Source organism: Schinkia acidoalkalinis (assembly GCF_054301215.1).
In genome coordinates this window covers 2446348-2461030 of the sequence record NZ_CP182573.1, presented here as the reverse complement: position 1 = coordinate 2461030, position 14683 = coordinate 2446348, and the positions used below count along the sequence as shown (strand labels likewise).

General features: G+C 42.0%; 12 protein-coding genes. 1 reads left to right on the top strand and 11 read right to left on the bottom strand.

Going from position 1 to position 14683, the window contains the following annotated elements:
- Positions 1-533 precede the first annotated feature (533 nt).
- The 9 genes from fabZ to spoIIID form a co-directional block, all read right to left on the bottom strand.
- Complete coding sequence (fabZ, locus tag ACNQFZ_RS12665; RefSeq protein ID WP_458411708.1) at positions 534-968, bottom strand: 3-hydroxyacyl-ACP dehydratase FabZ; 435 nt, start codon at positions 966-968, stop codon at positions 534-536.
- 137 nt (positions 969-1105) lie between these two features.
- Positions 1106-2008 carry an Rpn family recombination-promoting nuclease/putative transposase gene (locus ACNQFZ_RS12660; RefSeq protein ID WP_458411707.1) on the bottom strand — a complete coding sequence of 301 codons (903 nt, stop codon included), beginning with the start codon at positions 2006-2008 and terminating at the stop codon, positions 1106-1108.
- 485 nt (positions 2009-2493) lie between these two features.
- Positions 2494-5769 (bottom strand): efflux RND transporter permease subunit, encoded by a 3276-nt coding sequence (locus ACNQFZ_RS12655; RefSeq protein ID WP_458411706.1) that lies wholly within the window; start codon positions 5767-5769, stop codon positions 2494-2496.
- Positions 5766-7004, bottom strand: a complete 1239-nt coding sequence (locus tag ACNQFZ_RS12650; protein WP_458411705.1) for an efflux RND transporter periplasmic adaptor subunit — start codon at positions 7002-7004, stop codon at positions 5766-5768. Before ACNQFZ_RS12650 ends, ACNQFZ_RS12655 begins: the two co-directional genes overlap by 4 nt.
- Positions 7005-7313: 309 nt before the next feature.
- Positions 7314-7640: a DNA-directed RNA polymerase subunit beta gene (locus ACNQFZ_RS12645; protein ID WP_458411704.1), complete on the bottom strand. Its 327-nt coding sequence runs from the start codon at positions 7638-7640 to the stop codon at positions 7314-7316.
- Between the two features lie 86 nt (positions 7641-7726).
- Complete coding sequence (locus ACNQFZ_RS12640; RefSeq protein WP_458411703.1) at positions 7727-8560, bottom strand: flagellar hook-basal body protein; 834 nt, start codon at positions 8558-8560, stop codon at positions 7727-7729.
- A gap of 12 nt (positions 8561-8572) precedes the next feature.
- Positions 8573-9409: a flagellar hook-basal body protein gene (locus ACNQFZ_RS12635; RefSeq protein ID WP_458411702.1), complete on the bottom strand. Its 837-nt coding sequence runs from the start codon at positions 9407-9409 to the stop codon at positions 8573-8575.
- Positions 9410-9503: 94 nt separating this feature from the next.
- Entirely contained in the window at positions 9504-10505 is a 1002-nt protein-coding gene (gene mreB / locus ACNQFZ_RS12630; protein ID WP_458415381.1) for a rod shape-determining protein MreB, read from the bottom strand.
- A gap of 131 nt (positions 10506-10636) precedes the next feature.
- Entirely contained in the window at positions 10637-10924 is a 288-nt protein-coding gene (gene spoIIID / locus ACNQFZ_RS12625; RefSeq protein WP_458411701.1) for a sporulation transcriptional regulator SpoIIID, read from the bottom strand.
- Positions 10925-11431: 507 nt separating this feature from the next.
- Here spoIIID and ACNQFZ_RS12620 point away from each other — a divergent pair.
- On the top strand, positions 11432-12340 hold the full coding sequence (locus tag ACNQFZ_RS12620; RefSeq protein ID WP_458411700.1) for a nuclease-related domain-containing protein: 909 nt from the start codon (positions 11432-11434) through the stop codon (positions 12338-12340).
- Between the two features lie 169 nt (positions 12341-12509).
- Here ACNQFZ_RS12620 and istB read toward each other — a convergent pair whose 3' ends face one another.
- Positions 12510-13271, bottom strand: coding sequence for an IS21-like element helper ATPase IstB (gene istB, locus ACNQFZ_RS12615; protein WP_458411699.1), 762 nt, complete (start codon positions 13269-13271; stop codon positions 12510-12512).
- Entirely contained in the window at positions 13271-14554 is a 1284-nt protein-coding gene (gene istA, locus ACNQFZ_RS12610; protein WP_458411698.1) for an IS21 family transposase, read from the bottom strand. The genes istB and istA overlap by 1 nt, the downstream gene beginning before the upstream one ends.
- Between the last annotated feature and the right edge of the window lie 129 nt (positions 14555-14683).

Sequence of the window (14683 nt, the reverse complement as noted above, 5' to 3'; positions counted from 1 at the left end):
TGTAATATTGATAGAATTTGTTTCTTATATTGCCAGATCTAATTTGATAGTTTAAAAATCAAGATGAATTACTCTTCGGTTTTGTATCTTGTTTAGATAAATTTGTTTAAGGACTTACTTTGTGTTTCCTCTCACAATATCTATCTATATTTGATTATACGTAAAAGTATGCTAAATAGATAGTTAAGGTTTGCTTACTTTGATTACAGAAATGTTACAAAAGTCACATGTTATCTTTGATTTAAGGGGTTGTACTTGTGTCTGTAGCTGGGTGACCTACAAAACTCCTGTAGTGCTACTGTCGGTGGGGCTTGTCTCTTGCGTATAGATGTATGCTTGGGTTTAGGTGCCCAGAAATTGTGTAAAGTTTGGTGCGCCGGTCTCAGGTGCCTGTCACCTAGCGATACACACTATTCAATATGTGGTTCGTAGCTATCGTATCTGCAAAAAAGTATGGCCAGTGTAACGTCGCTAGGTGACAGGCACCTGAGACTGTTACACTGGCCATAATGGAAAAACAGATTATTTTACTTTTATTCCTGCTTATCCCCCAAAGCAAACATGATCTCTGTCTCACATACTAACTCGCCCTCGACGGTCGCAACTGCTTTCCCTTTGCCAATCTTTCCTTTGACTCGTGTCATCTCTACTTCCAAACGAAGCTGGTCCCCTGGCACAACCTGTCTTTTAAAACGGCAGTTATCAATGCCCGCAAAGAAGGCAAGACGGCCTTGGTTATCTGGAAGCTTAAGCATAGCTACAGCGCCAACTTGTGCCAATGCTTCAACAATAAGAACACCAGGCATAACAGGATAGTCTGGAAAATGGCCGTTAAAGAATTGTTCATTGGCTGATACGTTTTTGTAGCCGACTGCACGCTTGCCGTCTTCTACTTCAAGAATACGATCCACTAATAAGAATGGATAGCGGTGTGGGATGATTTTTTTTATTTCATTGATATCTAACATATGTATTAGGCTCCTTTTTAGATGAATTTTATGTCATTATAGCATATTTTGGGTGGGGCGAGGGGACAGGTTTACTGTCCCGGCAACCAATCGACCGTGTTACAGACATCAAAAAAGAGAGCACAAGCTCTCTGACATTAATCCAACTTCATATCCTTTTGCAACTTCAATAATTCATCTCTTGTAAAACCTGTAAACTTAGAGATAAATTCTAGATCAAGTCCTTCACAGAGCATTTTAAGGGCTACATCTATTTTCCCTTTAGTTATACCTTCCACTTCACCTTCCTCCCTTGCTCCTTCCTTCATAGTTGTTATGTCTTTTAATGCTTTTTGTCTTATCTCATACTCCCATCTATTCTCTGGATTCTGGCTTATAATTTCCAATTGATTCACCGCCTTTTTTATTATTGAGTCCTTAAACGCCATAACTTCGTACTGGTTATCATCTTCATTGGATATGAATTCAATCCATTTGGCCAAACAATCGTTAAGTGCAACCTTTCCAGTTTGAAGCAACCTTTTAAATTTCTTCATTTCAATGAAATGGAGCTGAAGTATATCTGGGTATGGAATTCCTGTTTGTTTCTCCGTTAGGTGGTAAATGCTGTGATAATGTTCGTTGCTGGAATAATCAAAGTCGAGTAGGTTGATTGTTGTGGTTTTTCGGAGCTTTTTATAGTTATCACTTTCGTTAAGCTGTGCTGCAATCATCTTTGCACTATAGAATAACGTTCTTTTATCCATATTATATTGATTTTCCAATTGCATTTCAATGTTGAACATACCTGCGCCTGGGATTTGGGCTTTAATATCTAAGATGGAGGCTTTGTCTGAAAGATGTTCTTTGTTTAATTGAGGGTTCAGCAAATGGACATCGGGGAAACTTTGGCCTTCTGGCACTTGAAATAAATCATTTAAGAAATGTGTAAGTAGTTCAATGTTCAATGGAACGTTTGTTGTCACTGCCAAACAAGAGTTTAAATACAAAGTCGTTTTTCGGAAGCAATCATTTCGGGTGGCTGGCTTTCCTGTTTTCATAATTGTAGGACTCCTTTCGTGGATATGACGAAGAAAGTGTGAGGTTGTGTGGTGTTATATTTATGATACCAAGCAATTGTTATTTGGACAATATTTTTTATGATTGTTACATTTTTTGATTGCATTACATTGTAATTAAGTGTCCATCGGTCTCAGATACTTGCGCTTTGGTTGGTGCGTCGGTCTCAGGTGACTGTTTTCTTGAGTCGCGCTAAATATTGATAGTGCAACAGTCGTCGGTGCCTGTCACCTAGCAACACACACAATTCAACGTTTAGCACGTTACTTTCTTATTCGCGAATAGATTTAGTCAGTGTAACATTGCTAGGTGACAGGCACCAAAGACCGACGTACCAACAAGCACCAGCACATAATAACTTCCGCAAAAAAACAAGGCCAAGCCCCCTATAACAATGGAGCCTGACCTCTTTTGGTTATTCTATAACCGGGACAAGGGACCTGTCCCCACGTCCCGGAACCTGTCCCTACATCCCCTTCACATCATCCGCACATTTAATAGTACATTCTTGATCTTTCCGGTGTTTAATCTGCGCACGTTTTGTTTCAACCATGCAATATAAAACCGGTATAACGAATAGGGTCAAAACAGTTGATGCAATTGTTCCAAACATAAGCGATATCGCTAGCCCTGAGAAAATCGGGTCGAACAGAATAACGACGGCCCCGATGACCACAGCTGAGGCTGTTAGGATAATCGGTTTAGCACGGACGATGCCCGCTTCAATGACCGCATCTGATAAGGTCGCCCCTTCTTGGCGGCGCATGATGGTAAACTCCACCAACAGAATCGAGTTCCGGACGATGATACCCGCCAAGGCAATGACGCCGATCATGGATGTCGCGGTGAAGAAAGCACCGAAGAGCCAGTGGCCCGGAATTACCCCAATTAATGTCAATGGTATCGGCGACATGATAATCAACGGTGTAATAAACGATTGAAACCATCCTGTCACAAGCAGATACATGACGATTAAAGCAATTGCAAAGGCAATTCCTAAATCACGGAACACCTCATAGGTGATTTGCCATTCGCCGTCCCACTTCATCTTCACATCATCTTCCAGCCATGGCTGGTGGGTGAGATATTGTTCGACCTTGGTACCGGATGATGTTTTAATCGCGGCAATCTTATCCCACATATTTGCCATCGAGTATGCCGGACTTTCCTCGTAGCCGGCCACATCACCGAGAACGTAAGTGACGCTTTGCAGGTTCTTCCGGTAAAGCGGTTGTTCCACTTCACCTTCTTTAATGTCCACTAGCTCACCAAGTGGAATCAATGTACCCGCTGCTGTTGGAATTTGAATGCTCTTAATATCCTCCAAGTTGGCGCGTTTCCCTTTTTCCGGCTGAATCTTGATTTGCACTGGATTCAATTCATGCTCTGGATGAATTAAGCCGACAGATGCGCCGTCCATCATCATTTGAATCGTTTTGACAATTTGTTCGTCACTTACACCGTTTAGTCTTGCTTTATCCTTGATGGCAAATGTGTACTCTGGCTGAACGTCTTCCATATAGGTGTCGACATCGACGACGCCTTTTGTTTCTTTAAAAATTTTCTCCGCCTGACGTGCGACTGCGAATTGCTCTTCGCGGTCATTGCCGTAAACCTCCAACACAAGCGTTGATAAAACCGGTGGTCCCGGCGGTACTTCGACGACCTTGGCATTGGCGCCGTACTCCGCCGCTATTTCTTGAATTTCAGGACGGATGCGTTTCGCAATGTCATGGCTTTGATCTTTTCGGTTTGTTTTTTCAACTAAATTGATTTGAATATCGGCTTCATGCTTATCTGAGCGCAAGTAATAATGGCGGACAAGTCCATTGAAATTGAACGGCGAAGCGGCACCGACATACATTTCATAATCTGTTACTTCATTAATAGTAGAAACATAGTGGCCAATGGCCTTTGTTGCGGCCGCTGTTGTTTCCAGTGTTGTTCCTTCTGGCATATCAATGACCACTTGGATTTCGCTTTTATTATCAAATGGCATCATTTTCATTGGCACAGCTTTTGTATAGAAAAAGCTGAATGAACCTAACAGCAATACGATGATGCCGAGCAAGAATCCAAACCGTTTCCCTCTATTTTGCAGCATCCCTTGAATCGTCTTGGCATACCATTTGGAGTAGCCTTTTAGATTGGCACGCTCAAAGTGCGGCTCAGCTTCACCTGGTGTTTTTTTCAAAAAACGATAAGCAAACCATGGTGTCACGATAAAGGCTACTAATAGCGAGAAGAACATCGCAACCGATGCGTTAATCGGAATCGGCGCCATGTACGGTCCCATCATCCCCCCGACAAATGCCATTGGCATCAAGGTGGCGATGACGGTAAACGTCGCCAGAATCGTCGGGTTGCCGACTTCATCGACTGCAAGGATGGCCGCTTTTAAAGGCTCTTGCTTACCTTTTTGGAACCAGCGATGGATGTTTTCCACGACAACGATGGCGTCATCGACGAGAATCCCGATTGCGAAAATCAGCGCAAACAAGGTGACGCGGTTCAAGGTATAGCCGTACATTTTACTTAAAAATAGAGCAAGGGCGAGCGTCACCGGAACAGCAATGCCGACCACGAGTGCTTCGCGGACCCCAAGGACCACTCCAACTAAAAGCGTAACTGATAAAGTTGCAATCAAAAGGTGCTTGATTAATTCATTGGCCTTCTCTTCCGATGTTGCCCCATAATCGCGCGTTACGGTCACATGGACTTCCTGTGGGATGACCTTTCCTTTTAGGTCTTCGATTTTCTTTTCCACGTTCTTGGAAATCGTAACAGCGTTCGTGTTTGGCTTTTTCGAAACCGCAATCGTGACAGCTGGGAAGACTTCGCCTTGGTCTTTCTCGATTTGTTTTTCCTCTGCCATTGGACCTGTGCCAAGGAGGACATAATTGTCGACCTCACCTGAGCCATCTTTTACCGTTGCCACATCTTTTAGATAAACAGGGCGATTGTCGTATGTGCCGATGACTAAGTTTTCAATTTCATTTCTATTCTGCAGGTATTGGCCTGTTTTTACCTTAAACTCTTGATTTCCTTGGTCAAAATCACCTGAAGGCAAGGAAATATTAGCTTGCCGAATGGTTTGTTCGATTGTTATCGGTGATATTTTGTAGCTGGCAAGCCGGTTTGGATCGATTTGAATGAGGACTTCCCGGTTTAGCCCACCGATGACCTCTGTTTTTGAGACATTTTCAATTTTATTTATTTCATCAGCGACAACGTCAGCTACCCGCTTCATGTCGTAATGGTTCAGCTTGTCGCTCCATAATGTATACGATACAATCGGCACATCATCGATGGTGACCGGCTTGACCAAGGGCTCTGCTGCCCCTTCCGGAAGCTCATCGATATTGGACATCAGCTTATTGTACAGGCGCACTAAGCTTTGATCTAAATCTGAGCCTACTTTAAAACGCGTAATGAAGTTGGCCATCCCTGGTGTGGATGTGGAATAAACATATTCAATGCCATCGATTTCCCAAAGCTTCTTCTCCATTACTTTTGTGATGCGGTTTTCAATATCCTTGGCCGTATGGCCGGGATAGGCAATGTAGATATCGACCATCGGCACCGAGATTTGCGGCTCTTCTTCCCGCGGTGTGTTTAGGACGGCAAAAACGCCTAGTAAGATGACAGCGATGACGAGCAGCGGTGTCAGTTTTGAATCAATAAATGCCTTGGCGATTTTACCGGAAAGGCCTATTTTTTCAGGGTCGTGATGTTTTTTCATTTAGCTGCCACCACCTGTACGCCGTCCTTGACCTTTTCTGGGTTCGAAAGGACAATGCGTTCACCTTTATTTAATCCGCTCAGCACTTCGACGTTGTTGTTATGTTCTTCCCCAAGCTGCACGTAACGGAGATGGGCGATGTTTTGTTGATCTACGACGAAGACGGCTGTCAATTGTGACCAATAGTAAACCGCTGACTTCGGAATGAACATGCCTTGTTCATTTGCTTCTGGAAAAATCGCATAGCCGAACATACCGCTTTTGAGCTTTAGATTTGAGTTTGGATTGCCCGCTGATTGCGGGATTTCAATTTTTACCTTAAAGGTGCGACTCGCAGGATCGATTTTTGGTGTGATTTCCGTTACCTTGCCCTGTATGGTATTTGTTAGTGCGTCGATTGTAACCGGTATTGTCTGACCGATGTTAATTTTACTTTGTTTACGTTCGTCTACAAAAACTTCAAGGTAATATGGTGCTTTTTCGATTGTAAGAAGCGGTACACCTGGGCTCACCATATCGCCTTTGTCTACTAGTTTTTCAACAACCACGCCGTTGAACGGTGCTTGGATTGTTCCATCTTGTACATTAACAGCAGCTGAGTTGAGAGCAGCTTCTGCAACACCAAGTGATGCTAGGACTTCTGAGCGGTTTGCTTTTGTCGTTTCAAGCTGTGCTTGGGATTCGGCTACCTGTGCTTTTGCAGCAAGGTAAGCTGTTTCTGCTTCATCTTTTTCTTGAAGGCTGATAGCGCCAGCTTCATAAAGGCTATTTTTTCTGGAATAGACTTTTTCCTTGAGTGCTAGGTCTGTCTGTGCCTTAGTCACTGTAGCCTCCGCTTGCTTAATCGTCTCATCAACGCTTTTTACCTTCGCTTTGACCGTACCGATATTAGCAGCGACTTGGTTTAATGAGGCATTTGCTTTATCATTGTCAAGCTGGATTAGCGTCTGCCCCTCTTTTACATAATCGCCGTTTGTGACATGGACGGCGTTGACATTTGCCATGATCTCCGCAGCAATCTTCGCACTTTCGGAAGAAACCGTTGACCCATACACTTTATTGCCGGTGTTATAAGATTGCGCATTTACCTCCCCAACTTTGATGCCAGAAACCCGCTCCGGCTTCATCGACTTCGTACCCGGCTCCACTTTGTCATTAAAAACACCCGATAAAATTAATAAAAATGCCGTTACAGGAATGATCAAAAATACAATGATCTTTATTCCGCCTTTCATTGCATAACCTCCGTGGTTTGATTTGGTTTTTTTGTTTTTACCTTATATACCTATAAGGGTATATTATAATTAAATTGGTTATGCGTCAATAGAAATGTTTCGGGACACGGGGACAGGTTCTCTGTCCCGGTTTTGGGGGCGGTACATGGGGACAGGTTCACTGTCCCCATGTACAGGATTTTCTGGGACAGTGAACCTGTCCCCTTGTCCCTCCAGTATGGGGCACTAGCAACAATGGCAAAATAAAAAAGAGAGCTTAAACAAAAGCTCTCTCCCAAATCCGTGCTTATTTGGTTTACTGCCCCCGGTTTACCGAATTTTCTGGGACAGGGTGCCTGTCCCCGTGTCCCTATCCGTACCTTTCACAACTAAATCAACGATATGCTCCCATGTTGATGCTTTTAGGGCATCGAAGGCTTTTCCGTTCCCGATGACGCCGTAGCCAAATATGATGCCGGCTGTCATGCTGATGACAAGCAGGACAACAACAATGACCAAGCGCATCCAGATCGGAATAAGGCGAACTTTGTGATGCCTTTTTGCTACTTCTTCTGTATGTGTTTCATGACTTTGTTTTCGGCTTCGTTGGGCGCGTGCGACGACCCGGGCTTGTCTCCGTTCTCGCCGGGTTTTCACTTCCTCCTGCCTTGCGTTGTCAATTTCACTTGTCATTGTTGTTGCTCCTTTTTTAAAACATTTTGTAACCTATATAATAGAAGAAACTATCTCAAATTTGTGACGAGGCCTGCCATTTGGTCAGCGATTGAGATCGATTTTGCGTTGAATTGGTACGAGCGCTGCGCTGTTAATAACTCGGTCATTTCTGTCGAGATATCAACATTTGACATTTCCAACGCTCCTGGTTGGACCATGCCTTCACTGTTTTCGGCAGTTTGATAGACTTCGTCGTCTTGCAAGTTTAGCTGCTGTAAGTCTGGTAATGCATATTGATTCTCGCCTGTTGATTGTAAAAGCTGCGGGCGAAGCATTTGGACAAGCTGCAGCTGTCCTAGCGTTTCTTCTGTATTATCATCGTGCGTCACGACGACTTCGCCGTTATCTCTAAATTTTATTTCTTTAAAATTATCCGGAGTAAAAATCGGCTGGCCATCTGTACCAAGGACAAAGTCCCCATTGCTAGTGACTAATGCCATCTCCCCATCCCCATAAGGAGATAAATAGAAGGCGCCATCGCGAGTATAGCGTGTGGCGAGATTACCATTTTCATCAACGAGCAGTTCGAAAAATTGATCTGGGTTCGTCAACGCCACATCTAATGGGCGGTCTGTTACTTTAATGGCGCCTTGCTCCATCCGTAGATTTGTTTCGGAAAGCTTGGCACCGGAACCCATGCGGATACCGTTTGGTGTGCGGCGTCCGACTTCTTCATTTTGGTTTGGTTGATTATTGATTTGCTGGAATAAGAGATCGTTAAAGTTGGTCTCTCTTTTTTTATAAGCGTTCGTATTGGTGTTGGCAAGGTTCTGACCAATGGTGTCAATTTTTTTCTGAAGCTGCCCCATTGTTACACTTGCTGTTAGCATTGCACGATTCATTGATCATACCCCCTAGTTGACACGACCGATTTCGTTGACCGTTTTTTCTAAGCTTTTATCATAGGCTTGGACAATTTTTTGGTTTGCTTCAAATGTCCGGTATGCCGTCATCATTTCTGTCATCGTTTGTTCGGGGTCCACGTTGGAACGCTCGATAAACTTTTGTTTTACTTGATAGGTAATGTCCGGATTATCAAGTGCGCTGGGCAGATTGCCACCCGCGCGGAATAGGCCGCTGCCTTCTTTTACAAGTTGATCCGGATTGTTGGCATAGGCCACTTGGATTTGCTGGCCCGTATCTTCGCCATCTTCGAGAAAACGGCCATCGGATGTTACTGTAAAATGATCGCCATAAACGACAATCGGCTCACCGTTTGTATCCACCACATAATTGCCATCCGTTGTTGTTAGATAGCCTTCACCATCAACCGTAAAATTTCCATTGCGGGTGTAGCGCGGCTCGCCATTGGCGTTTAAAACTTGAAAGAAAAGCGCACCCGGGCGGTTGGTTCGCGGGTTGTTAGGTAAGCTGCCGTCTACTAAAGCAAGGTCCGTTTCGTTACCGGTTTCCTGGATATCGCCTTGCTTAAATTTCGGCTGCGTTTCCTGCACATAGACACCTGTATTAATTGGTCCAACGGTATTGGCACCATTGAGCTGGAAATGTTTTTTGACCGGCAATGTTTTCGAATTCATGCTTGTGATCAGCATTTCAGGGAATGCTCTCAGTGAAGCTTGATCTGCTTTGAATCCTGGTGTATTGGCGTTCGCTAAGTTATTTGTCAGCATTTCTTGACGGCGCTGTTGGGCGAGCATGCCCGCTGCCGCTGTATAAAAACCTCGGAGCATTGGTATTTCCCCTTTCGTGGGACAGGGGGACAGGTTCACTGTCCCCGTTTACCGGATTATCTGGGACAGAGTACCTGTCCCCTTGTCCCGCTGCTTAGCCCCATCTTTTACTTGGAATTTTATCCATATTATCAAGCATGATACCAGTACCGATAGCAACGCAATCCATTGGATTATCTGCAATTAAAACTGGTACTTTTAGTTCTTCTGCAAGAAGATTATCAATACCGTGAAGCAGCGCACCGCCTCCCGTAAGGATGACACCGCGATCAATGATGTCTGCTGAAAGCTCTGGTGGCGTGCGTTCTAGAACACTCTTAGAAGCCTGGATAATCATGGACACTGGCTCACGTAATGCTTGTTCAATTTCTTCAGAATAAATCGTAATTGTACGTGGCAGTCCTGATACCATATCACGGCCGCGTATATCGATTTCCTCTTTACGTCCACCTGGAAATACAGTTGCGACGTTAATTTTGATATCCTCAGATGTTCTTTCACCAATTAACAGCTTGTACTTTCTTTTGACATAGTTAAGAATTTCCGCATCGAACTTGTCCCCAGCCATTTTAATAGAAGAGGCGGTGACAATATCGCCCATAGAAAGCACGGCAACATCTGTTGTTCCACCGCCAATATCTACAACCATGTTTCCACTTGGTTGAAAGATATCCATTCCTGCACCAATCGCAGCTACCTTCGGCTCTTCCTCAAGATACACTTTTTTCCCGCCGCTTTTTTCAGCAGCTTCTTTGATTGCTTTTCTCTCAACTGATGTAATATTAGTTGGGCAGCAGATTAGCATTCTTGGCTTTGCGAAAAATCCTTTTACATTAATTTTTTCAATAAAATACTTCAACATTGATTCTGTTACATCAAAATCGGCAATGACCCCATCTTTTAACGGGCGAATTGCAACAATATTTCCAGGTGTACGACCTACCATACGTCTTGCTTCTTCCCCAACTGCTAATGCACGGCCTGTGTTTCGGTCAATAGCGACAACAGATGGCTCGTTTAAGACGATTCCCTTTCCTTTCACATGGATCAGCACATTAGCTGTCCCCAAATCGATACCGATATCCCTAGCAATCATCAATTTAATATCCTCCTTAAACCATTCCATAAAAATGGACCGCTACTTTATCTCTAATAACATATTGTATCATAGTTGTATAGGGCTCGTCACTTCCGTTTGGGGATTCATTCGGGTAATTTTTGGTATAATTACACCTGAACTTCTGTACTATCTGTTTCAGCATCTGTTTTGTCTGATTTGTACTTCATTTTTGTTGCTTCACCACCCCGCAAGTGTCGTATTGATTTATGATAATCGAGGATCTCTTTTACTTCATTTGCAAGCTCGGGATTAATGTCTGGAAGTCGTTCTGTCAAATCCTTGTGGACAGTACTTTTGGAAACGCCAAATTCCTTCGCAATGACGCGAACTGTCTTCTTCGTCTCCACGATATACTTGCCAATCTTGATAGTACGCTCTTTGATGTAATCGTGCACACCACTCGCCTCCCTAAATTGGATGTGAGAAGTGTGAAATGAGACTTATGTGATTTTAACTTTCGAAGAGGAATCTAGGCATTTAGATGGCTCTGTACGGATACAGAACTGACCTTTGATTTCACTTGAAGCCTTCGAAGCTGCTCACTTTATGCGCTCACCTCAAACACTCTCTAAACATGGTTTGTATATATTTATTAGGGAACAAGTGGCATTATGCTAAAAAGTCAATAGGGACAAGAGAATTGTTGTAATTTTTTTATAAAATTGGGTTTTTGGAGTGGGGAGTGGGTGTGTCGGTGGTGGCGTTCGGACTGCTTTGGTGGTTTTTATGATGAGGGAGTCCATTATCTGGGCTTCGTTCGGACTCTCTTGCTTGAGCTGTCCCTATATCCCAGCCTTTTATTAGAAAGCTTATTAAACCGTTATCAGAACATTCTAATTTATATAGACAAGCTTCGCTAATTTTTTTAAAATAAACTTATAAAATAAGAAAGGATGTGTCCTATGTTTCTTAAAGAACGTTCCGAATCAGAGGAATTACTGACTTTGCGTTACTTAAACAGGCGTATAGATTTAACTACAAAGGAAAGGTTCCATTATTTAGCTCTTGAAAAGGGCTATGAAGGGGAACTGAAATTTGATCTACTTGCAAAATATCTCAAAGAAGAACGGTTTATTCTAAATGACTTGCTGCTGGAAGTAAACAACTCCCAATTTCAAATTGACTCAATATTAATATCACAGGAGGTTATTCACCTTTTAGATATAAAAAATTATGAAGGTGATTGTTACTTAGAATCGGACAAGCTATACTCCGTAATAACGGGTTACGAATATAAGAATCCTGTTAACCAGTTACAAAGATGCGCTACTCTATTCCGCCAATTTCTCCAAAGCCACAAGCTAAATTTCCTTGTTGAAGCATATGTAATTTTTATCAATCCAGAGTTCACCCTATATCAAGCCCCAAAAGACCAACCTATTATTTTACCAACCCAAGTCAATCGTTTTTTACGAGATTTAAATAAAATACCATCAACATTAAATGATAGCCACAAAAAACTTGCTCAAACATTACTTTCATCACATCAAACTAAAAACCGATTTATAACATTGCCTGGATACACTTATGACCAGTTGCAAAAAGGGGTGTATTGTAAGGGTTGTGGGTCTTCTCAGATTTCTATAAAGAATTCCAATTTTGTATGCAAAAATTGTGGAGACCAAGACAAGATTGAGCAAACCATTATGCGAAACGTGAAGGAATTTAAGCTTTTGTTTCCGGATAGAAAGATTACTACCAAGGAAATTTACGAGTGGTGCAATGTAGAATTATGTGAAAGGACGTTTCGCAGGGTTTTAAAGAAATACTTTACTCCATTTGGAGGCTCTAGACATACTTATTATGAGTAAATATATTTGTCTTTATGGTTTTGGGCTGACTCATACCTTTTCAGCTTTGTCTTGTCCGAATGCGGCACTCTTGCGGACTGCGTGACCATTTTTTATCTCGGTTAGTCCGTATGTGCTATAAATGTCAACACTATCATGCACACTTTTGCTTGCGTAAGGATGTACAAAATCACTCGTTTTCTTTCTCTAAATGATCCTTCAAACGATAAGAAGGCCCCACAATCGCAACGACAGTTGCGTGATGTAAAATTCGATCTAAAATGGCATTGGCAAGCTTTGGCTCTTGGAAAATCTCATCCCATGATTTGAAGTTTACATTTGTTGTTAAAATCGTACTGCGCTTTTCGTAACGCATATCAATGAGCTGGAAAAATAGCTTCGCATCTTCAGAATCAATAGGTAAATAGCCAATTTCATCGATAATTAATAGCTTGTATTTTGTATAATGTTTTAAGCGGCTCTCTAGGCGATTCTCAAGACGTGCCTTTTTCAGGTTTTGAATCAAATCATGGCACTTTATGAAATAGGTGCTTGTACGTTTCTTAGCTGCCGCAATTCCAATGGAGGTTGCCAAGTGGGTTTTTCCAACACCACTCGGACCCAAAAAGACGATATTCTCATTCTTCTCAATAAAACGAAGCGTTAAGAAATCTAAGATCTGTTGTTGATTAATGGTAGGTTGAAAAGCGAAATCAAAATCCTTAATTTCCTTTAAATGTGGGAACGCACCGACCTTCACCATCGATTGAACCATATTCTGTTCGCGTACATCTATTTCGTAATTCGTTAATTTGATGATTGTATCAATGATTGAAAGTTGATTGTTCACGCTGAAGTCTATGACTTCATTTAAATGCAATGTCATTTGCTTAAGCTTTAAATACTCTAAATTTTGTAATAGCTGTTGGTAATTCGTGGCCACTGGATTCATTATTGATACACCTCACCAATCGCTGCTAAATTTCGTTTTGCTAAATCATCAATATCAGGATAAGTAGGCGTTGAAACCCCTAAAGATTCTTGATAATGCGCTTCCTGATAATTTAATTTCTTGTGACTTATAGGATGTTGTGCAATCAGCTTCGTGTTATAATAAATCCATAATTGATCATCATACACTTGTAATCCTACATTCTTTCCTTGGTACTTCGCTGGTACCGAGTATTGATTGGATTTGTAGGAAATCATGTTGGAAGCATTGACTTTTACAAGCGTATGTTTGATGCGATAAGAATCTCTTATTTTGTCAGTTGGTAGCTGGTGTAAGAGGTTCTTTTCTTTTTGGAATTCAAGGATTGGTATTTTTCCTGTACCTTGATGCACCTCGTGATTCAATCGGTGGCATAAATCTTGTACAAATTGATGTAGTTCCTCTAATGTTAACTGACCTTGGTAAGCATGGATTTCATCTAATAATTTCATGGTGGTTTCAACTTTCCCTTTCGTACGTGGTCGCCCTGCGATACAAGGCTTTACTTTAAACCCAAAATCCTTTGCGAATTGTTCAAACTTGGCATTTATTTTCCCTGGAAAATGCTCTGTTCTTGCTTCATCCATTACCGTTTTCATGTTGTCCGTAACGAGCTCATCTGGTACACCCCCAAATGCTTCAAATGCCTCTGTTAAAAACGAAAATAAAACACTTTGAGATTTTGAAATACTTAAATAAAATGTACGTAACCGGGAGCACGAAAGCAGTAGTACCGCAACATTCACTTCTACTTGTTCCCCATCTTTTGTTTCAAATGGAATACTTTCTTTCCAATCTAGCTGTGCTTGCTTCCCAGCTGGTGTTTCAAAACGAGCGGTTCCTGTAGGGACTGCAATCGGCTTGTCTTCCTCAAAGTAGGCATTAAACTCAGGCGTTTTTGCAATATAGGCTCGAAAAGTAGAGGCAGCACAATCAAGACCATGATTGTCCTTTAGATATTGCCAAAGCACTCGACGGTAATAAAATTTCTGTTTGGAATCCTCTGAAAGAAGTGCGGCTATGATGGGATAGTACTCATCAATTTTGGAAGACTTCTCCCTCTTACGCTTCGGCATAAAACCATTTAGATATTTTTCAATCGTTCTCCGATCCACACCTAATTCTCTTGCTAATTGACTTTTATTGATTTTCATTTTTAAATGCTCCATTACTTGTTTAAATTTTGGTAAGTCTATAAGACTCTTAATCTCAAAATCTGTTTCAACATTTAAAGTTATGTACATACTAATCACCCCAGGATTAGTATGTAAAACAATGTCAATTTTGTACATAGTTATTCAAGCAAGAGTGTGCATTATTAAAATATCATTTTTAGTATGTGCCTTGCTTGCGGACTCGATTTCACTTTTTGC